The 20,854-nt window shown below is 65.2% G+C and carries 17 protein-coding genes; 8 read left to right on the plus strand and 9 right to left on the minus strand.

Translation table 11 applies throughout. The features are described from left to right. Positions 1-56 precede the first annotated feature (56 nt). From putP to AUL38_RS04260, 6 genes are all read left to right on the plus strand, one after another. Positions 57-1,565 carry a sodium/proline symporter PutP gene (putP, locus tag AUL38_RS04235; RefSeq protein ID WP_059059441.1) on the plus strand — a complete coding sequence of 503 codons (1,509 nt, stop codon included), beginning with the start codon at positions 57-59 and terminating at the stop codon, positions 1,563-1,565. A 65-nt stretch (positions 1,566-1,630) separates the two neighbouring features. Next, positions 1,631-2,662 (plus strand): proline racemase family protein, encoded by a 1,032-nt coding sequence (locus AUL38_RS04240; protein WP_059059442.1) that lies wholly within the window; start codon positions 1,631-1,633, stop codon positions 2,660-2,662. 279 nt (positions 2,663-2,941) lie between these two features. Further along, complete coding sequence (locus tag AUL38_RS04245; RefSeq protein ID WP_059059443.1) at positions 2,942-3,427, plus strand: hypothetical protein; 486 nt, start codon at positions 2,942-2,944, stop codon at positions 3,425-3,427. A gap of 53 nt (positions 3,428-3,480) precedes the next feature. After that, positions 3,481-4,665, plus strand: a complete 1,185-nt coding sequence (locus AUL38_RS04250) for an efflux RND transporter periplasmic adaptor subunit (RefSeq protein ID WP_059059444.1) — start codon at positions 3,481-3,483, stop codon at positions 4,663-4,665. Continuing rightward, positions 4,662-5,351 carry an ABC transporter ATP-binding protein gene (locus AUL38_RS04255; protein WP_059059445.1) on the plus strand — a complete coding sequence of 230 codons (690 nt, stop codon included), beginning with the start codon at positions 4,662-4,664 and terminating at the stop codon, positions 5,349-5,351. The genes AUL38_RS04250 and AUL38_RS04255 overlap by 4 nt, the downstream gene beginning before the upstream one ends. Continuing rightward, complete coding sequence (locus AUL38_RS04260) at positions 5,348-6,553, plus strand: ABC transporter permease (RefSeq protein WP_059059446.1); 1,206 nt, start codon at positions 5,348-5,350, stop codon at positions 6,551-6,553. The genes AUL38_RS04255 and AUL38_RS04260 overlap by 4 nt, the downstream gene beginning before the upstream one ends. A gap of 52 nt (positions 6,554-6,605) precedes the next feature. Here AUL38_RS04260 and AUL38_RS04265 read toward each other — a convergent pair whose 3' ends face one another. Then, positions 6,606-7,706, minus strand: a complete 1,101-nt coding sequence (locus AUL38_RS04265; protein WP_059059447.1) for a mandelate racemase/muconate lactonizing enzyme family protein — start codon at positions 7,704-7,706, stop codon at positions 6,606-6,608. 224 nt (positions 7,707-7,930) lie between these two features. Here AUL38_RS04265 and AUL38_RS04270 point away from each other — a divergent pair, with 224 nt between their 5' ends. Continuing rightward, positions 7,931-8,650, plus strand: coding sequence for a GntR family transcriptional regulator (locus AUL38_RS04270; protein WP_083506587.1), 720 nt, complete (start codon positions 7,931-7,933; stop codon positions 8,648-8,650). Here AUL38_RS04270 and AUL38_RS04275 read toward each other — a convergent pair. Continuing rightward, a complete protein-coding gene (locus tag AUL38_RS04275) occupies positions 8,640-9,824 on the minus strand; it encodes an amidohydrolase family protein (protein ID WP_059059448.1) in 1,185 nt (394 codons plus the stop codon). The two genes, AUL38_RS04270 and AUL38_RS04275, sit on opposite strands and share 11 nt — an antisense overlap. 184 nt (positions 9,825-10,008) lie before the next feature. Between AUL38_RS04275 and AUL38_RS04280 the strand changes: the two genes are divergently transcribed. Further along, a complete protein-coding gene (locus AUL38_RS04280) occupies positions 10,009-11,352 on the plus strand; it encodes a leucyl aminopeptidase family protein (RefSeq protein ID WP_059059449.1) in 1,344 nt (447 codons plus the stop codon). Between the two features lie 31 nt (positions 11,353-11,383). On the opposite strand, the gene AUL38_RS04285 is transcribed toward AUL38_RS04280, so the two are convergent. From AUL38_RS04285 to AUL38_RS04315, 7 genes are all read right to left on the minus strand, one after another. Continuing rightward, a complete protein-coding gene (locus AUL38_RS04285; protein ID WP_059059450.1) occupies positions 11,384-12,574 on the minus strand; it encodes an amidohydrolase family protein in 1,191 nt (396 codons plus the stop codon). 94 nt (positions 12,575-12,668) lie between these two features. After that, a complete protein-coding gene (locus tag AUL38_RS04290; RefSeq protein WP_059059451.1) occupies positions 12,669-14,381 on the minus strand; it encodes a hydantoinase B/oxoprolinase family protein in 1,713 nt (570 codons plus the stop codon). A 1-nt stretch (position 14,382) separates the two neighbouring features. Next, entirely contained in the window at positions 14,383-16,431 is a 2,049-nt protein-coding gene (locus AUL38_RS04295) for a hydantoinase/oxoprolinase family protein (RefSeq protein WP_059059452.1), read from the minus strand. Between the two features lie 42 nt (positions 16,432-16,473). After that, the gene (locus AUL38_RS04300) at positions 16,474-16,791 is read right to left on the minus strand and encodes a hypothetical protein (protein ID WP_059059453.1); all 318 of its coding nucleotides are present in this window, start codon (positions 16,789-16,791) and stop codon (positions 16,474-16,476) included. Between the two features lie 137 nt (positions 16,792-16,928). Continuing rightward, complete coding sequence (locus AUL38_RS04305) at positions 16,929-18,419, minus strand: helix-turn-helix domain-containing protein (RefSeq protein ID WP_059059454.1); 1,491 nt, start codon at positions 18,417-18,419, stop codon at positions 16,929-16,931. Beyond that, positions 18,416-19,486 carry a DUF917 domain-containing protein gene (locus tag AUL38_RS04310; protein WP_059059455.1) on the minus strand — a complete coding sequence of 357 codons (1,071 nt, stop codon included), beginning with the start codon at positions 19,484-19,486 and terminating at the stop codon, positions 18,416-18,418. The genes AUL38_RS04305 and AUL38_RS04310 overlap by 4 nt, the downstream gene beginning before the upstream one ends. Further along, positions 19,483-20,796: a hypothetical protein gene (locus AUL38_RS04315; protein WP_153006460.1), complete on the minus strand. Its 1,314-nt coding sequence runs from the start codon at positions 20,794-20,796 to the stop codon at positions 19,483-19,485. Before AUL38_RS04315 ends, AUL38_RS04310 begins: the two co-directional genes overlap by 4 nt. Between the last annotated feature and the right edge of the window lie 58 nt (positions 20,797-20,854).

Consider the following 20,854-nt stretch of genomic DNA (forward strand, 5'->3'; position numbering starts at 1 on the left):
GTTCCCAGCCCCTTCGCATTGGAGCCGCACGGCTCACACTCGAAAGGCGAACATCAATGACTGATCAGTTCTTCCTCTACCTCGCACTCGGCATCTACTTTGCCGTGATGCTGCTCATCGGCTGGATCGCGTTCCGCCGCACGAGCAGCCACGAGGGCTACATGCTCGCCGGACGCGGCCTGCCGCCGTGGGTCGCCGCACTCTCCGCAGGTGCCTCGGACATGTCCGGCTGGCTCATTATGGGACTTCCCGGCGCGATCTTCGCGACCGGTCTCATCGAGGGCTGGATCGCCGTTGGCCTCCTCCTCGGCTCCTACCTCAACTGGCGGCTGGTCGCCCCGCGCCTGCGCGCCTACTCCGAGGTTTCGAAGAATTCGATCACGGTGCCGAGCTTCTTCGAGAACCGCACCCGCGACAAGTCGCACCTGCTGCGCTCAGTGTCGAGCATCATCATTCTCGTGTTCTTCACGCTGTACGCTTCCTCCGGCATGGTCGCCGGCGGCAAATTCTTTGAGAGCGCATTCGGCGGCGACTACTTTGTCGGCATGCTGCTCGTCACCGCAGTCACCCTCGGCTACACGCTCTTCGGCGGCTTCCTGGGCGCGTCACTCACTGACGTCGTGCAGGGCCTCATGATGGTCGTCGCGCTCATCGTCGTTCCCGTCGTCGCGATCATCACGATCGGCGGCTTCGGTGAGACAGTGTCGATCGTCGAGACCGTCGGTGCCGCGAACCTCTCGATCTTCGGTGGCCCCGAGCTGACGACGGGCGCGGTCGTGCTTGTCGTGATCTCGGGCCTTGCCTGGGGTCTCGGCTACTTCGGTCAGCCGCACATCATCGTGCGCTTCATGGCGCTGCGCACCCCCGGGGAGGCGAAGTCCGCACGCCGCATCGCGACGTCGTGGCAGTTCCTCTCGCTGCTCGGCGCGGTCGCCGCGGGCCTCGTCGGTATCGCGTACTTTGACAAGTTCGGCGGCGCCCCGAGCGACCCCGAGACGATCGTGCTGCTCCTCTCGCAGGTGCTGCTGCACCCGCTCGTCGCCGGCCTCGTGCTCGCGGCCGTGCTCGCAGCGATCATGAGCACGCTCTCGAGCCAGCTCATCGTGTGCTCTTCGGCACTCGTCGAGGACCTCTACCGGATCATGCGCAAGACCCCACCTGCCGAGAAGACCCTCGTGATCCTCGGCCGCCTCGGTGTGCTCGCGGTCGCCGTCGTGGCTGCGCGCCTCGCAATCAGCCCGAACGACTCGATCCTCGGCCTCGTGAGCTTCGCATGGGCCGGCTTCGGTGCTGCCTTCGGCCCCGTGGTGTTGCTCAGCCTGTACTGGCGGAGGCTCACGAACTGGGGTGCGCTCGCCGGTATGCTCGTCGGCGCGATCACCGTGTTCGTGTGGAAGGCGTTCGACACCGGGCTGTACGAGCTGCTCCCCGGCTTCGTGCTCGCACTCATCACTGCGATGGTCGTCAGCCGCTTCACCTACGCAAAGAACGCGGAAATTGAGGGCGAGTTCACCACTACGATGAGCCTCATCCTCCCCGGCGCGAAGAGCGCTTCCCAGCAGTAACCCTGTCGGGGCGCCCCAACGGGCGCCTCGAATTTCCCCCACCCGTACACGAAAGACACGCAGCAATGACGCACGCACAGCACAACTGGATCCACACGACCGACTACCACACGGCGGGCGAGCCGTTCCGCATCGTCCACGAGGGCCTTCCCGAGCTTCCCGGCGCGACCGTCGGTGAGCGCCGGGTCGCGGCGATCGCAAACTCCGGAGGCATCGACGAGCTGCGGCAGCTGCTCTGCAACGAGCCGCGCGGCCACGCTGACATGTACGGCGGATTCATCACCCCGCCCGACGACGCGGGCGCAGCCTTCGGCGTGCTCTTCTGGCACAAGGACGGCTTCTCGACCGCCTGCGGGCACGGCACCATCGCGCTCGGCGTGTGGGCGACCGACACGGGGCTCGTCGAGAGCGATCCCGACGGGGTCACCGAGGTCGTGATTGACGTGCCATCGGGCCGCGTTGCCGCGCTCGTCGAGCGCCGCGGCGGCACGCTCGTGGGGGCGACGTTCCGCAACGTCGATTCGCACGTGATCGCCCGCGATGTGAGTGTCGCGACCTCGCGCGGCGACGTCGTTGTGGATCTCAGCTACTCCGGCGCGATCTACGCCTCGGTTCGCGCGGCGGATCTCGGCCTCACGGTCGGGCCCGAGCAGTACACGGAGCTCATCGCGCTCGGCCGCGAGATCAAGTGGGCGCTGAACGAGTCCGCTGAGGCCCAGTTCGCTGACGCTCCACGCCTGTCTGGCGTGTACGGGACGATCCTCTGGGACGACCTCGGACGGCACGAGAACGGGCCGATCCAGCGCAACGTCACCGTCTTCGCCGACGGCGAGGTGGATCGTTCGCCATGCGGTTCGGGCACCGGGGCACGCGTCGCGCTGCTCGCGGATTCGGGGGTGCTCGGGGCCACGGAGACGCTCGAACACCGCTCGATCGTCGACACGGTCTTCGCGGCGACCTGGGACGCAAGCACCGCACGGGCCGACGGCACCGCGACCGTCGTGCCACGCGTCACCGGCACGGCCTACCAGACCGGTGAACACCGTTTCATGCTCGACCAGGCAGACACGCTCGGGACCGGCTTCACGCTGCGCTAACCCGACAGCCCGACACGACAGCGGCCCCGCCCCCACAACTCTGTGGGTGCGGGGCCGCTGTCGTGTCGGCGCCCACGTGGGAACGCGAACGCCGAGGGCGATTCGCACCGTGTTTTCGGCGGATGTGCTCGCCGGTCCAGCCAAGATTCGGCCCAGTTCAACGATGCCGCGGGACATATCGAAACTGTCGCAATTCTCCTTAACGCCAGCGAAACACCCGTTCCGATTCACTGAGTGATGTCGCTGCGAGTTCGCAGGGCACCCAAACAAAGGAACACCATGTCGCGCAACTCTCTTTCCCTGCTCAAGCTCGCAGCCTGCTCGGCGGCACTCGTGCTCGCACTCGCGGGCTGCAGCGCCTCACCAGAGGCGGAAGGCGAGGCTGGCGGGGGTGGCGGCACCGATGCTCACGCCGCGGAATTCCAGGAGTGGGAGCTGAAGATGGCGCAGTGCTTCCGCGATAAGGGTCTCGACGTCGAAGACCCGACGCCGGAAGGCGGCTGGCCCGAGGTCACGCAGGAGATGCAGGAGGTCTCGCCGGAGTGCCAGTCGGAGGTTGGTGAGCCGCCGATCAAGGAGCTCAGTGAGGCCGAGAAGCGCGAAGCAGACAAGGCACGCTTCGAGTACGACAGCAAGTTCGGCGAGTGCATGCGCGACCTCGGCTACGACATCGAGGACGCGAAGCTCGGCGGCACCTCGCCGAAGACGCCGGACGGCGCAAGCAACACCGACCTCGACACCTGCAGCGAGAAGGCCATGCAGTAGGCGGATCCGCTGCTCCCCACAGACACCGTGAACCATCCCTGAACGAGTAGGCCATGACCCACACACCTCGCACTCCCGATACCGGGCAGCACGACGCAGCCGACCACGGGGCCGCTGCTCCACCGACGGGGTCGGCCACCGAGCTGCCGGCTCCACCCACCGGCGGTCGCGCGCGCAAGGTGCTGTGGGGATCCCTCGCCATCGCAGTGCTCGCCGGCAGCGGCTTTGGCGCCGCCGCGCTACTGCAACCCTCGGACACCGCCCCGCCCACCAAGCTCCCAGCGGTGGACACCGCGACGGTCGCAGCCGGCGACCTCACCTCGGAGACCACCGCACGCGGCAAGCTCCAGTACGCGCTCCAGGTCGACATCGCCGCTACCACGAGCGGGATGCTCACCGAGGTTCCCGCCACCGGTACGCAGCTCGCTGCGGGATCGGTGGCGTACCGGGTCGACGAGAAGCCGGTATTCATGTTGTCCGGCGCGATGCCGGCCTGGCGGGACTTCACCGCTGGTATGGAGCCCGGAGTCGACATTGAACAGCTCGAGCGCAATCTGCAATCGTTCGGGTACCTCAGCGTCGACCCCTCGCAGGAGTTCAATTGGTACACGAAGTGGGCGTTGCACGCCTGGACGGATTCGCTCGGCTTGAAGCCACAGCAGTCACTGAGCAAGGACCAGGTGCTGTTCTCGAGCCAGCCGCTGCAGGTCACCAAGGCAGCGAAGCGGCCCGGCGATCGGGTCGCAGCCGGCGACACGCTCTTCAGCGCCTCCGGCGCAGCACAGGAGGTGCTCGCGCTCCTCACACCTGCTCAGGCGGAGCTCTCCCCCGTTGGCACGGCCGTCACGATCGAACTGCCGAACGGCACATCGACGACCGGCAAGGTCGCAGGCATCGGCGCGGCGGAGGAGGCGCCATCTGAAGACCCGAATGCGGCCGCTGAGCTGCTGCTGCCCGTGCAGATCTCGCTCGACGACCAGGCCGCAGTAGCGTCGCTCTCGCTCGTCAGCGTGAAGCTCAGCTTCGGGAAGGTGCTCCGGGAGGGCGTGCTGACCGTTCCGGTCGACGCGCTCGTTCCTGTCGACCAGGAGACGTTCGCGCTCGAGCTGCCACGGAGCTCCCCCGAAGCAGAACGCGAGTTCCTGTCGGTCGAGGTCGGCGCGTTCGCCTCGGGTTCGGTCGAGGTGTCTGGAAAGGGAGTCCGCGAGGGGCTCGAGGTGACGGTGCCCAAGCGATGAGCTCCGTGATTCGGCTCAGCGGGGTCACCCGTGCATACGGTCATCCGCCGGTGACCGCGCTGGGCGGGGTGAGCATCGAGGTAGATTCGGGCGAGTACGTTGCGATCGTCGGGGCGAGCGGCTCCGGGAAGTCGACGCTGCTCAATGTTATGGGCACGCTCGATAGGCCGAGCGCGGGCACGGTCGAGCTCGTCGGGATCGATACGACGACGCTCACCGACGTCGAGCTCTCGGCGCTCCGCTCGCAGCACATCGGCTTCGTGTTCCAGCAATTCCATCTCCGGGAGGGGGTGAGCGCCGAGGAGAACGTCGCCGATGGGCTGCTCTACTCAGGGGTGCCACGCCGCGAGCGCATGCAGCGTGCGCAGACGATCCTCAGCAGGGTGGGTCTCGGCGAACGCATGCACCATAAGCCGCATCCGATGTCTGGCGGCGAGCGCCAGCGCGTCGCGATCGCTCGCGCTGTCGTGGGTGACCCGCCGATCCTGCTCGCAGACGAGCCGACGGGCAATCTCGACTCGCGCGCGAGCGCGAGCATCATCGAGCTCCTCGACCAGCTCCATCAGGCGGGCACGAGCATCGTGATCATCACCCACGACCCGAAGATTGCCGCCAAACTCCCGCGGCAGATCACCATCAGCGATGGCGCGGTCACCAGCGATTCGCGAACGCAGGTGGCGGCGTGAGCGCCGGCACCGAGCGCGCGCCGCTGCGCCGCTCCCGGTTGCGCCCCGGCGATCTCTTCGGCCTCGGCACCGCAGGCATTCGCGCGCGACCGCTGCGCGCGGTGCTCTCAGCGCTCGGTATCGCAATCGGCGTCGCCGCGATGGTCGCCGTGCTCGGGATTTCGGCGTCGAGCCAGGCCAAGCTTGAGGCGCAACTCTCCAGCCTCGGCACGAACCTGCTCAGCGCAGTCGCCGCTGACGGGGGAAACGCAGCCGGGCCGCTGCCGAAAAACGCGGCGGATCGACTCGCACGACTCCCAGGAGTGACTGCGACCGCCGCGATCGGCACGCTCGCTGACACCTCCGTCTACCGGAACCAGTATGTGGATCCGCAGCGCACCGGCGGCGTGACCGTGGCCGCCGTCGACACCGCGTTTCTCGAGGTCGTCGCCGGCGACATGCTGTCGGGATCCTGGTTCAACGCCACCACGTCAGCGTTCCCCGCCGCTGTGCTCGGATTCGAGGCTGCGTCCCGGCTCGGCACGGTCGAACCGGGCTCGAACGTCTGGCTCGGCGACACCCTCGTCACGGTCATCGGCATCCTGGAACCGCTGAGCCTCGCCCCCGAATACGACAGCGCAGCGCTCATCGGTTCTCGGGTGGCGGAGGCAGAGTTCGGGTGGGACGGGCACCCGTCGGTGGTGATGCAGCGCGCCGCCGAGAGCGAGTTGGAGACCGTGCGCTGGCTCACGCCAGCCGCGATCCAGCCGCAGCAGCCCGGCTCGGTCAGCGTCTCTCGCCCGTCCGACGCGCTCGCGGCGCAGCAGGCGGTCGATGACGTATTCACGAGCATGCTTGTCGGGCTCGGCTCAATTTCACTGCTCGTCGGGGCCATCGGCGTCGCAAACACCATGGTGATCTCGGTCATCGAGCGCCGCAAGGAGATCGGTTTGAGACGCGCCCTCGGGGCCACCCGACGGCATATTCGTCTGCAGTTCGTCACCGAGGCGCTCGTGCTCTCGGGCCTTGGCGGGCTCGCCGGGGTGGTGATCGGTGCGGGCGTCACGCTCGGTGTCGCGCTCGCCAACGGCTGGACACCAGTCGTGTCGCTCACGGTCTCCGGCGTCGCCGTGATCGCAACGCTGCTCGTCGGTGCGATCGCCGGGCTCTACCCTGCGGTGCGTGCGTCGCGCACCCCGCCGACGGCCGCACTCAGCGGGTAGGCGCGGCCGGCGATCGGGCTGCGGCCCGGTCGCCGGCAGGTCGCGCGTTGGGCTACCGGAACTCGGCCACAGGCGTCAGCGCCGACTCGTCGACGGTGGTGCCGAGGCCCGGACCTGTCAGCGCCCTTCCCCGCCCCGCACTCGAGCGCGGCTCGTAGCCCGCGACGTGCTCGTTCGTCCAGTCGTTCATGAACGACACATTGAAGAGCGTCTCCGGCGCGGTGGTCGCAGCGAGGTGACTCACCGCTGCCGAGGTAATGTCGCCGCCCCATGTGTCCTCCATCGACACCTTCAACCCGAGGCTCTGCGCGGCGTCGCGCAGCTGGAGCGTGCGGCTGAACCCGCCGATACGCGAATACTTCAGGTTGATTGCCGAAATACCGGCGTCGTACTTCGCCCGGTAGAGGTCGTCGAGTGTGACGATGCACTCGTCAAGGACCAGCTGCTGCGGGATCTGCCTCGCGACAAGCACGTTGTTGTCGAGGCCACGGCAGGGCTCCTCGATGTACACCGGAATGTCACCAATCAGGCGCGCGGCTTTGATGGCATCGTGCACGTCCCAGCCCCCGTTCGCGTCGGCGATCACGATGACATCGTCGGGCACCGCCTCGACCACAGCGCGGGTGCGCGCCGCGTCAAGTTCTGGCTCGTTGCCAACCTTGAGCTGGAACCGTCGAATGCCCTCAGCCATGCGCGCTTCAACAAACCCGACCATGCGCTCAGGGGCTTCCAGTGGCACCGCCTCATAGAGCGGAAACTCAGGTGTCTGGATACCGCCAGTGAGCTGCGCGATCGGTTGCCCGGTTGCCTGCCCCAGAACGTCCCAGAGCGCAATGTCGATGGGGCTCTTGGCGGCTCGCTGCTCAAGCAACACCTCGTCCATTAGCCGTAACGCGCCACGGATGTTGAGTGCGTCATGCCCGATGAGCGCCGGCGCGAGTTCAGCGATCCCGGCGCGCACCCCAGCCGCAAACGCCGGAAGATAGGTGCTGCCGAGCGTGCACACTTCACCCCACCCGGTGATCCCCGAGTCCGTCGTGATCGCGACGAGCGTTGACTGCTGCGCAGCCGCAGCTCGGCCGCCGGACATCACATACGTCCCGTGCCGATAGGTCAGTTCGTAGCCGAACACCTGCACTCCGGTGATGTTCATGGGTGAGTCCTCCATGTCAGTTCAGCGCGGACGGAACACCTGCGTTCCACGGACCGCAACAGCAAGGCCCTCGTTCGATCTAAGCACCGAACCCACTGCGAACGCCAGCGCCCCCTCCGCTGAGTACCGCGGGCAGATCACGCCGCTGCCGGGCTTCTCCAGAGGGATGAGCAGATAGAGTTTCTTCCATTACCGAGCAGAGAGGGGAACGCCCAGTGATCGAAATGCTGCGGATGCCGCCGACGACGCTGCGGGAGCAAGCCCTCGCGCAGCTCCGCGCGCTGCTCGTCTCCGGAGACCTCAAACCGGGCGAGGTGTACTCGGCATCGGCAATTGCAGCAGAGCTGGGCGTCTCGCACGGTCCCGTCCGTGAAGCAATGCTTGCACTCGTCAATGACGGCATGATGGAGGCCGTACGCGGTCGCGGATACAGGGTCGTCACCATTAGCCGCCGAGACCGGGAGAACATCGCCGAGATCCGCACGCTCCTCGAGGTGCCATCGATGGTGAAGCTCGCCGGTTCACCCCGGGTGCGCGAGCGGGAGGCTGCGTTCTCCGCGATCATCGATAAGTTCTTCGCGGCAGCCGAGCAGGAAGACATCATCGCGTTCTTCGACGCAGACCGGGAATTTCACCTCGGGCTGCTGGCGCTCCTCGATAACGACCGCCTGACCGAGTTCATCGGAACGCTGCGCGATCAGACCCGCCAGTACGGCATCTACGAGCTCGCCGTGCGCGGAGAGCTCACTGACTCGGCGCAGGATCACCGCGACATCCTTGACGCGCTGCTCGCCGGCGACCGACCAGCCGTCGAGCGGCTCATGCAGGAGCACCTGGAGTATCTCCGCTGGAGCAGGTGGAGCTCGCTCGATCTCAAAGCGGCGCCGATCGCTGAGCCCGAGGTGCCCGCGACCGACGCCACCGACGCACTCGCTACCGAATAACGCGGCCGGCCTGCACGACTGCGAGCCGCGCGGCGGGCTCGGACAGTGCACCTGCGAGTTCGAGCGGGTTTTCCGAGAGCAGGAGCGCGTCTCCGTAGCTCCCGATGGCGAGTGAGCCGGCACGGGGATCCCCGATGAGTTGGGCGTTCACTGCCGTGAGCGAGTGGATCGTCGCCGCCGCCCCGCTCGCGTCAGCCTGCAGCCGGACCCCGCGCAGTTGATCGTCTTCGAGATCACCCATGAGGTCGCTGCCGAAGCCAACGCTCACGCCTGCGGCGAGCGCGATCTGCACCGCTTCCTGCCCCTTCGATAGCACCTCGGAGTTCTTCGCGAGGGAGATCTCGTTGAGTCCGATCTCGGCTCCTCGGCGATCCATGGCATCGTATGCGGCGAGAGTCGGCACCAGGAACGCACCGCGATCCGCCATCGCAGTTGCCGTGGCGGCGTCGATGAGGTTGCCGTGTTCGATCGAGCGGACACCGTTCTCGATGGAGTGCATCACGGCCTCGGACGAGTAGGCGTGGGCCGCAACGTAGCTGCCGCGGCGGCCCGCTTCCTCGGTGACGACACGCACCTCCTCCGGTGAGTATTGCGGGATCGGTAGCGGATCGGCGAGCGAGAACACGCCACCGCTCGTCATGATCTTGATCGCGTGCGCGCCGGTGCGCAGCCGGTTGCGCACCGCGAGGCGCAGCGCCTCGACGCCGTCAACGACCTCGCACATGTGCCCGTGGGAGAAGCAGATGTCGACGTGCTCGGATCGTGGATCGCCGTGCCCACCGGTCTGGCTGAGCGCAGGCCCCGTGAACAGGTATCGGGGCGAGTCGAACAGCGAGGCGTTGATCGCGCGGGCGAGCCCGATGTCCCCTCCGGCGACATCACGAACGGTCGTGAAGCCGCGGCGCAGCGCCTTCTCAAGGCGGCGCGTGCCGTTGATCGCGGCGTAACTCAGTGGGCCACGCTCGTTCTCGAGCCCGTCCATGCTCGTCGCATACGCCTGGAAGTGTGCGTCGATGAACCCGGGGAGGAGCCAGCCGCCGCTGCCGTCGAGTGTCTCTGCGTCTGGTGCCGGTTCGGCTGACACGAGCCCGTCAACAATGTGCAGGTCCTGCGGGGAGAAATCGGTCCCGTTCCAGACCTGTGCCCCAAGAATCGAAAGCGATTGCGATTTCACCCGTGTCCTCCTCGTACGTACAGTTCGTGCGCTGTGTTCAGCGCTACATGCATTGTGGCAGTTTGCCGCTCCTGGCAGGCATGCGAACCACTGTCTCCCTTGATGTGCACCGTGCACAGGCGGCCACGTTCGCCCCACCATAGTGTGGATCGGTGACCCGGAAGTGGGCCGAAAGGAACGAACAATGGCGATCATCCAATCCACAGCCACATCGGTGACCCCCACAGTCGCGCCAGCAGCACACTCGGGGCGCGACCGGAATGCGCCGTGGCACCTCCCACCGATCCCGACAGGCAATGCCAGCCGCGAATGCCTGAGTAGCTGGGGCGAACGGGCAGGGGAGCTTCTGCGCGCACAGGGCGGCGAGTCAGGCCCCCTGCCCACCCTAACCCTCACCGGCAGCTCCCTCACCACAGCCGAGTTTCGCCAAATCCTCGCCGGGCTGCTCGCGGCGATCAGTGGGCCGTCCGGAGATGAAACGTTCGATTTGCCTGTAGAGATCGACATTCCCGCAGCAGAGTTCACGCGAGCAGTGGTTGAAGAACACCGGCTGCACCGCGCTGAAACTCTGGCAAAGTCCCTGACGGACGCGCGGTCGAACCAGCTGACCCCCGCAATGTTTGCCGAGCGAGCCAGCGAAGTGGCTGTCGCGAACGGCCTTGGCTTCCGGCTGACGACCGCGCCGAGTTTGCGAGCGGAAGGCTTTGGCGGGATCACTGCAATCGGGCAGGGATCCGTGAAACCGCCCGTGCTAGTCGAACTCTGGTTTTCGGGGACGCTGCCCCCGGGAGATGAGCCTCCTGCAGACGCTATTGGTCTGGCTGGGAAAGGCGTGACATTCGATGCGGGCGGTCTCTCGCTCAAGCCACCCTCTGCTATGTACTCAATGCACACTGACTGCGCCGGAGCCGCGACCGTACTGGCAACGCTATCTGTGCTGCGAGACTTCGGCGTGACCCAGCCTGTCTACGCCGCGCTGCCCCTGGTTGAAAACATCCCCGGCCCCGCATCGATACGCCCGGGAGACGTCGTGCACACTCGTAGCGGGGTGGGAGTAGAAATCATCGATACGGACTTCGAGGGCCGGGTGGTTCTCGCGGACGCCATCGCGAGGTTATCCGAGGCGGCACCTCGCGCGGTCATCAGCGTCGCAACACTCACCTACCAAATCGAGGTCGCGCTTGGTCCAGAGATCGCGGGGCTCTTCGCCCGCGACCACGCGCTCGGAGGGCGCCTCCTCCGTGCGGCAGACCAGTCGGCAGAAGCGCTCTGGGAGATGCCCTGGGCGACGCGCTACGCGTCGCAGCTCCGCTCGACCGCGCCGGGAGCCACGCTGAGAAACCATCCGCTCAGTGACACCGGAAGGGCGATAACGGCAGCTCTTTTCCTCGGAGAATTTGCCCCCGCTGACGTTCCGTTCGCGCACATCGATTGTTCGGGCCCTGCGGTGCGTGCTACCCCGGACGGGCCGCTCGCAACGGGGTACGGTGTGCGCACCCTCGTGGAGCTGCTCCGCCAGTGGGACTGATGTGGCAACCGTCGGGCACGCACTCCGCCTGTTACACGACCCGTCCCGCCTGGATGACTGCTTGGCGCGCGCCCATAGCTCCCAGCACGAAGGGATCTTCAAGAGGGTTACCCGAGAGTAGGACTGCATCGCCGTAGGAACCGACCTCCATGCTCCCCAAGCGCGCGTCACCGAGAACCGCTGCGTTCCCCGCCGTCATCGAGTGCAGGGCCTCAGGCACACCGAGCGCCTCCACCTGCAAGGCAACCCCGCGGAGTTGTTCGTCCTCCATATCTCCCATCAGGTCGGTGCCAAATCCGACGCGAACGCCAGCTCGTACCGCCATGTTCGCTGCCTCCTGCCCCTTCGAGAGCACCTCAGCGTTCTTCGCAAGCGACACCTCGTTCAGGCCGAGTCCGGGACCCCGACGCCCCATGGCATCGTAGGTCGCGAGCGTCGGGACGAGGAAGGTGCCCCGCCGCGCCATCTCCGTAGCAGTGGCGGCGTCGATGAGGTTTCCGTGTTCGATGCAATCGACGCCGTTCTCGATGGAATGCATGACTGACTCCGACGAATACGAATGCGCAGTGACGTACGTTCCACGGCGGTGTGCTTCGTCGGCAACCGCCTGAAGCTCCTCTGCCGAGTATTGGGGAATGCGCACCGGATCCGTGAGGGAAAACACCCCGCCCGATGTCATCACTTTGATGGCGTGGGCGCCGGTGCGCAGCCGCTCGCGCACTGCGACCCTGAGCGCGTCGATCCCGTCAACAACCTCGCACATGTGCCCGTGTCCAAAACACACATCGACATGCTGCGAGCGCGGGTCACCGTGCCCACCGGTCTGGCTCAGTGCAGGGCCAGTGAACAGGTATCTCGGCGCGGCAAGTAGGCCTCCTTCGACGGCACGTTGCAGCCCGATGTCGCCGCCTGCGGCGTCGCGTACGGTCGTAAACCCGCGCTCAAGCGCAGCCCTCAGCCGATGAGTGGCGTTGAGCGCCGCGTAGCTCAGCTGGCCGCGCTCGTTCTCGAGCCCGTCCATGCTGAGCGCGTAGGCATGAAAGTGCGCATCGATGAGACCGGGAATCACCCACTGGCCTCGTCCGTCGATCTCAGTTGCATCGGCGTCGGCGCGCTCCGCAATCATTCCGCCCGAAATGATGAGATCACCCGGTTCAAAGCCACGCGCTTTTCCCCGCCAGATCTGCGTATCAACGATCACCATTGACCCTTGGCCAGTCATGTATTTCCCCTTCGAAATGTTCATCATTTTGCACCGTCGACTGCGTACAGGAAAGGCCCGCTGCGCACTACAGCGGACCCGTCCTGTCCCCCGGCTAACGCGACGCTGCGCGCAGCTCCGCGGTTGCCGCTTCGTCGATACCGAGGTCATCAGTCAGCACGACCAGGTAGTCACGCGCGGCGGCTTCAGGCGAGACGAAGCCGTTTCGGAGGTCCTTCGCAATCGCGGCGAAATCGCGTTCGAGCGGATCTCCGTAACCACCGCCGCCACCGGTCGCGTTGACGAGCACTTCTCCAGCTTCGAGCAGATTGTAGCTGCCGCCCTGCCAGACCTCGCGCTCGGTTCCGGGGTTCAGGATCACCGCATTCGGTGTACCCTCGTTGCCGCCGGCAATGCTCCACGGGTTCGTTTGTGTCTTGTACACAAGCATGATGCCGGTTCCCGGGGCCGTATAGCGGTACGAACGGCTAATGCCGACGCCCCCACGGTGTTTACCTGCCCCAGAGCTGTCCTGCCGGTACCCGTAGTGCTCAAGAAACAGCGGAGTGCGCATCTCAAACACCTCGACCGGAGTGTTGCGACAGCCGGGCTCCGAGAGGTGCATGATGCCATCTTCGCCGTCGTGGGTTGCGGTGCCGCCAAACCCGACCGCTTCGTTACTACCGTCCTGCCACAATTCGCCGGTTCGCGGGTTCGTGCCGAGGCCAATAAACGCGCATACGTCTCCGCCCGACGCAGCAGGAATCTTGTCTGGCATCCCCTTGGCGAGCGCCTTCAAGATGACCTCGCCTGCGAGAATTCCAGTCCACAGCGTAAACGTCGGCATTGGGTGCACCGCGTGGACGACAGAGCCTTCCTCAGTGACCACACGCATCGGAGCAAAGTTCCCGGCAACAACGGGTGAATCCGGCGTCGTAATTGACTTGAAGATGAGGCACGATGCGGCCTCAGTGAGCCCGAGCGGCACGTTCACCGGGCCCTTAACGTTCTTTGCGCTTCCGGTCCAGTCGATCACCATCTCCTCGTCGGTGATCGTGACCGTGCACTGCAGCTTCACGAGCTGCCCGACGTCGACGCCGTCCTCGTCAACGTAGTCGACCGCGGTCCACGTGCCCTTTGGAAGCTTCGCGAGGGCCAGACGGGAGAGCTTCTCACCGTGCTCATTGATAGCGCGCATAGCGTCGCCGAGCGTGTCCGCACCGTACTTCGCTGCGAGCTCCTGTGTGCGCTTCACACCCGTAAAGCACGCAGAGACCTGCGACTGGATATCACCGACGGTATGACGCGGCCTCCGGCTGTTGAACTTGATGATGTTGAACACGTCTTCGTTCCGCACACCACGTCGGTACAGTTTCGAGGCGGGCAGCATGAGCCCCTCCTGCGCGAGGTCCGTCGAGTCCATCACGTACCCGGGATCCTTCTGGTTCAGATCAGTGACGTGCACGCGGCAGGTCGCGAAGCCGAGCAGCTCGTCCTCGAAGTGGATCGGAGCAAAGACCAGCGGGTCAAGCGCATGCGCACTCGACCAGTACGGGTAGTTGAGGATGAAGACATCGCCGGGCTCCATCGCGTCTTTCCCGAGGAAATTGATGGCGTGCTTGACGCCAGCATCGTTGCCGCGGGTGAATACTGCGACACCTGGGGTGTCAGCGACGACGTCGCCGTTCGCGTCGTGGAGCCCAATGCCATAGTCATGCACCTCGTACACGACCGTGTTGTATGCCGTGCGGCAGAGATTACGAGCGATCTCCTCAGCGGCTGCAAGCAGACCGTGTCGAATAATCTCGGTGGTGATTGCGTCTACCATTTCAGGCACCCTTCTGCGCGTGGTGAATAGCGATAGTGAGTTCGCCGTAGGCGCCGACCTCAAGCCGGTCACCCTCGTGCAACACTGTCGTCGCTGTATGTTCGGTGACCACAGCGGGGCCATCCAGCACATCGCCGGCAAGCAGTGACTCGCGAGCCACGAGCGCGTAGTCGACGGTGATATCTCCCGGGAGCACGACCTGACGAATGCCTCGTTCGAAACTCTCACCCGGTGCGCGCCGTGCTGCACGAGGCAAATCTGGCTTATCGACGACGCCAACGGCCATCAGCCGCAGTGTCGTGAGCTCGATCGGATCGTCCATGACATGGCCGTACTGCCGCTCGTGCAGGTCGTTGAACTGGGCTGAGATCTCGGTGCGCGGATCACTGCTGTCTGCCGGCAGCTCGACCGACACGGAGTGCTCTTGTCCGAGGTAACGCACATTGACGGATCGGTGGAAGCGGCGTGCCTCAGGTCCGAAACCTTCTGAGCCGAGCAGCTCGGCCGCTTCACGCTCCATATCCGCGAAAAAGGCGTCAGCACGCGCCGGGTCGAGTTCGTCGAGCAGTTCGACGCAGGTACGCGAGAGGTCGTGCTGCACGTCAGCCATAAGCATGCCGAGCGCCGAAAAGGCGCCCTGGCCGGGTGGCACAATCACCTCTGGAATGCCGAGTTCACGTGCGACATCAACGGCGACCAGTCCACCACCGCCGCCAAACGAGAGCAGCGAGAAGTCCTTCGGATCGTGCCCGAGTTCGATCGAGATCGCACGCACGGCACCCATGATTTTGGTGTTCGAGATACGGACCATGCCGCGGGCCAACTCGGTCTCGGTAATCCCCATCTCTGCCGCAATTGCGCGCAGCGATGCCAGCGCCCTCTCGCGGTCGAGGGTGAGTTCACCACCGAGCGGTGTGTCAGTGCCGAGGTATCCAATGGCGAGGGCTGCATCGGTGAACGTCGGCTCGGTCCCGCCGCGACCGTACGCCGCCGGACCGGGCACCGCTCCTGCACTCTTCGGCCCCACCTGCAAGCCGCCAGCGTCATCGAGGTAGCCGAGCGAACCGCCCCCGGCTCCGATCGTGTGGATGTAGAGCGACGGAGTGTTAATGGGGAGGCCCTCAAACTCAGCGCCGTGGTACAGCACCGGGCTCCCGTCGAGCACGAGTGACGCGTCCAGGCTCGTGCCACCCATGTCGATCGTGATGAGGTTCGGTCGGTCAATGAGCTTCGAGAAGCCGGCCGCTCCGACCACGCCTCCAGCCGGGCCGGAAAGGATGAGGTTCACAGGCTGCTCGCGGGCCGTCGATGCGGTCATCGCACCGCCACCAGAGCGGGACATCAGGAATCGGCCGTCAAAACCACGCTCTGCGAGCTCGCCCTCGAGCGTACGCAGGTAGTTGTGCATGATCGGCTTGATGTACGCATCAAGCACGGCAGTGCTCGTGCGCTCGCATTCGCGGTATTCACGGGAGAGCTCGTGCGAGATGGTCACCTGCACCTCGGGCGCCTCCTCGCGGAGGATCTCACGCATCCGTTGCTCGTGCTGCGGCGCGACGTAGGAGTGCAGGAAGGTCACAGCAACCGCGTCGTACCCGCGCCTCGCGATCTCACGGGCAAGCTCGCGCGCCTCCGCTTCATCGAGCGGCACCGCAACCGAGCCGTCAAACAGACTCCGCTCGGTGACCTCGAACGTGTCGAAACGCTCGAGCAGCGCCGCCGGCTTGCGGTAGGCGATGTCGTACATCGGTACACGGTCGGTGCGGCCCAGCAGGTACACGTCGCGGAAACCGCGAGTGGCAATCGTCGCGATCCGGGCACCGGTGCGGGTGAGCAGCGCGTTCAGGCCGAGCGTGCTGCCGTGATTGAACATTTCGACGCCCGCGCGGTCTGCTTCGGCCTTGCTGAACGCTGCGAGCACGCCCTCTGCGGGCGCATTCGGGGTCGTCGGCACCTTCTCAAATCGCAGTTCACCGGTCTCGGGGACGAGCTTCACGACATCGGTGAACGTTCCCCCCACATCGATGGCTACGCGGACACGTTCGTTCATTCGGTTTCTCCTTTTGGATCTGCCGACATCTAGATGACGGTGCTACGACGCGCGTTCGACACGGTGGTCGACGCGGAACAGTCGTCCCACACCGACTTCAGCACCCTCGAGCAGTTCTTGCAGTTCGGGCGCGGTGCGCAAGCGCTGGGGATGGTCGAGCCACTCCTGATACCCAGCCTCATCAGGCCATTCGGCGCTCACAATGATCTCGCCCGACCCATCTGCGGCGAGCGCGATGTCCGATGAAAGCTGTCGGGTGAGGTCGAGGGACTCTTGGAGAATCAACTCGCGCCGGTAGAGCTCGAGGATACGCTCGGCCTTCTCCGGTGTGGTGCGCAGGGTAAGAACTGAACGGATCATGCGGGTGCTCCTCCTCGAGACAACGTGCGGAAATGTTCCAGCAACAGCGAGAGTACTTCCGGGGGCGCCCACACCCTTGGGCATACTGCACAGCCCGAGCGCTAACTCGTGTGAGTTTCGCAAGGAGGGTCGGGAAATCAGCCGTTTCGGAGCACGCTGGCGAGCAGCATGTGCACGGACAGCACCTCAGTGGGATCAGCGAGGGGGACGCCGAGCTCGTCTGCTCGCCGGAGCCTCGTCTGCAGCGTGTTCCGGTGCACCCCGAGCATCTCGGCCGCGCGCGAGACTGATCCGCGTGCCGACAGGAACGGCACGGCGGCCGCAATAATCTCGCCCGAGGCCGCATCTCCCATGAGGTCTGGGAAAATCCGCGCCGCCAGCTTGTCCGCGAGTTCCGCCGGGACAAGCCGGTCGAGTAGGCGCGACGGTATCTCTGCGAACTCGATGACGTTGGTTTCTCGCGCCCTCTCAGGCCAAGCCATTCGCGCGGCAAGCCACGCTTCACGCACACTCTCGAGTAGTTCCGTCGGGCTGCTCCGCTGCTCAGCGACGCCCACGCCAGCCCCCAGCGGACCGACTTCCCCGAACCCTGCGCGAACATCGTTGACGATGGTATCTCGTGCCACTCTTCCCGCCGTCGGCACGAATGCAAGCCAGCCATCGGCGATGGCCGTCAGGGGCACCTCGGGATAGAAGCGCTGCCAGATGTGGTGCACGACAGCACCAACGCTCGCTGGCTCGGCAGCGAGGATGCACACGGTGCGGTATCGCTCTCCCAGCGTGTGCGCTCCACGCAGCGCCGCTTCCCGACTCGGCGCATCGAGCAAACCGAGTTCTGCCGACCCGATCAGAGATGCAATCGACATCGCTGGCAACGAGTCAAGGATCGAATTCAGTCGCGACTCGAACAGCAGCGAACGGAAAATTGGCACCGCGGCACGCAACGCCTGCTCGGCGTACTCTCGGGTACGACGCCCCGTCCCGATGAGGACGAGCTCAGCAGATGTCACGCCCTGAGGTATCTCGACGACAATAGGGTCGCCGTCGCCCCCGTCTCCGGTGAACACGTCGGAGCTGGGTGCTGACTCTGCGAAGTCGAGCGTGACAGTTCCTGACACACGAATTTGCACTCGGGCGCCGCCGAACTCCCGCGAAATCTGCGCCGCGAGCGCTGTCGGCGTCGCGGCCTGCGTGATCTCATCGACAAACGCCTGCACCCGCGCCATGACGCCGGCACGCGCGATACCGAGCTGAATGGCAAGGGCAATACTCAGTTGCGTCACATCTCGGGTTGTCGTGAGCAGGGCCACGTTGAGTCGACGAGCCAGTTCCACGGTCGCCTCAGTTACAGCCTGTTCTGGCGCAAGCACCGCGCAGGCTCTCCGCTCCCAGGCGTACCGCAGTGCGGCGGAAACCATCCAGCCACCAGCGGAGACGTGATTGCTGAGCAGGACGATCGTGTCTGGAGCAACTTCGGTAATTTCTTCGATGTCACTAATCAGCGCTAGATCTTGCACGAGCGTCGGCTCTGAGGGCTGAAAGCGAGCGGTGAGGTCTTGAGCGAGTTTCGACTCGGTCAAATCCTGTAGCTCGACGGCATAGCTTCCACGGGCAGTCGACCCAATCATTGTTGCACTCCCAGCGCGCTAAAGGCTCCCGGTCCCGCGAGCCGCAACCCAGCTTCCGTGTACCAGGCTGCGTCAGCTGACATGACGAGAATATCGATTGTGTTCCCCACCCAGAGGTCCTCCAACGTCGCGGGGTTACCGTCGTGTGCATCGAGGATAGTAATGATGTCGGGCACGGCGGCACGGACGACACCGTCGACCATGAGCAGCAGCACTTCATCTTGAATCTCAAGTTGCACGATGCGGCCGTTGGGCTCCCCGATGAGGGTGACGCTCGATGGCCGCGCCGTCTGGCCGGGTTGTGTTGCGCTGGCAAGCCAGCCGACGTTACTCACTCTGGCCCTGATGCGCAGTTTCAGGCCTCCCATGCGTTCGAGGCCCTCGTACTTTTCGCGGATCGAGGTGTCAGCGGCGAGAATCTCGCCGATCCGCAACAGCCGTGTTGTGCTTCCCTGGACACCGGTTGCTGCGAGCACCGCAGCGGTCATCGGATAACTTACGGTCGCAGCCCAGCCACCGTACACACCTGCGAGTGCGCGCAGCAAACGGTCGACGCGTACGGGGTCTTGCACCTGCACCATCGCGGATTCGCCGGTGGCGCCCGTCGCTGCAACTGGGCCGGCCGGGAGCCCTGCGACGGCAAACACGCTCTGACTCACGAGGGGAAACACGCGCCCCATCGGATCCGCGTCAACCAGGGGAACTCCGGCTTGAAGGGCGACCAATGGAGCCACCATGCCATTCAACCCGCCCGCGGCAAGGGGCATGACGCCAACGACGGGCTGCTCAAGTTCCTGCTCTATCAACGCGATACACCGCAAGAATTCGTCTCCCACAGGGCGCAATTCAGCGGGAGGTAGCCCGTTGCTGACAAACCCGACAGCGACGACGAGCCCCTCGGGTTCGAGTTCCCCAGGGTCGCACAGCACCGGCCGGTCATCAGTTTCCCGGAACAACGCGAGGACTTTGTCCGCTTGTTCCCCGGCCCAGTCGGGGTCGATCATGCAGGCAGCAAACACCGATCCTGTGTACAGGTGGCGGATATGTGCCTCGTTCAGCCGGATCATCCGCTGGTCTCCTCGAAGATCTCTCGCGGACTCGGCCCCGCGGCGCCTCGCACCCGGACGGTCACTACGTTCGGATTCTGGTACGAGGCCCCGATCACGCGACAATCAAGGATCCGCACCTGAGAGGGCGGGGAACCGTACGAGACCAGTCGGGCACGAACTTTCGCCTCCGCATTTCCGAGTGCCTGTTCTTTCTCGGGAGCGTTGTTGATCTGCACTGCCTGCTCGAACCACTCCACGAGCTGCGAACAGGCCGCCCCAAGCGCCCCGGCGTCAAGCTCGATGCGTTCGCAGCCATCAGTCCCCGGCAGCTCAACCAGTCCAGCGGCGGTAACGGTGATCTCCAGGGGTTCGCCCATCCAGTCCCCCACCGACCCGTCGTCAAGCGTAACGAGATGAACGGTCCGGGTCGCGATGAGCTCACCCGCGCTATCCCGAGACCGTGACACGACGGTAGGGGCTCCGGCCGTCACTTCGCCAAAGCTCACGCTGTCTGGCCGCCGCATCACGATCCTGCCATCGTCGATTCCGGCGACGGCCGCCACGCCAACGAACTCGGCCGCGAGTCCGGAGAACAGCGAGTGCACGGGCTTTAACGACAGGGACGCCAATGGCGCGGCACCCCCATCGTTCGTCATCACAAACAGACGCGCATTGGGGATATGCGCAGCCGCGACAGTTGCGAGACTCGTTGCGATCCCCTCTGCATACGCCAAGTGCGAGCTGTTGAGCACTCCCGTACGTTCTCGTACCGAGAAAGAGGTGTTGTGAAAGGAGTGCGATTGGACGACGCTGGCAGGCGCCGCTTCGTCAAGCAGAATCCGGCTCGCTTCGATCTCGTGCGCAGCATTCACCGAGGCTCCGACGCTTGTCACGACGTACCGCCCGCCCGGCGGCTGTCCCCGGAGCCGAGACCGAAGCCCGCTCGCTTCAAACGTGGCAAGCGCCTCGCCAGCGTTCGAATGCCCACCCGTTACGTGCACGGTCTGCAGGGCACGCTGAGCGACGCTCACGCCCGAGTAGGCGTGAGCGTCGTCCATGGGCGCTCGGGGAGCAATGCGCACAACCGTCACAGGTTCTCCCTGGTCCGGGGCAAAAAGCTGGCTGACTTCGAACGTGACCGTCGCTGTCGGGCGGTCCTCAATATCGCCTGCGAGTTGCGCGAGCACTCGTCCCAGCGCCGCCTCCAAACCGCCCGGATGTTCGACAGCTTCACTGTGGTGTTCGCGAGCCTCGTCTCGCACCAGACGCACACCAGTCACACGATCCGGTGTTACCCGCACGCCGATCCGCATGTGCTTCCTTTGCATGCTTGAACACTACTCGTCGGAACCATGGTCTTCACCGGGCGCCCGCGCGCCCGGGCGC

Source organism: Leucobacter sp. G161, from assembly GCF_001482305.1.
In the GTDB taxonomy this organism is placed as follows: domain Bacteria; phylum Actinomycetota; class Actinomycetes; order Actinomycetales; family Microbacteriaceae; genus Leucobacter.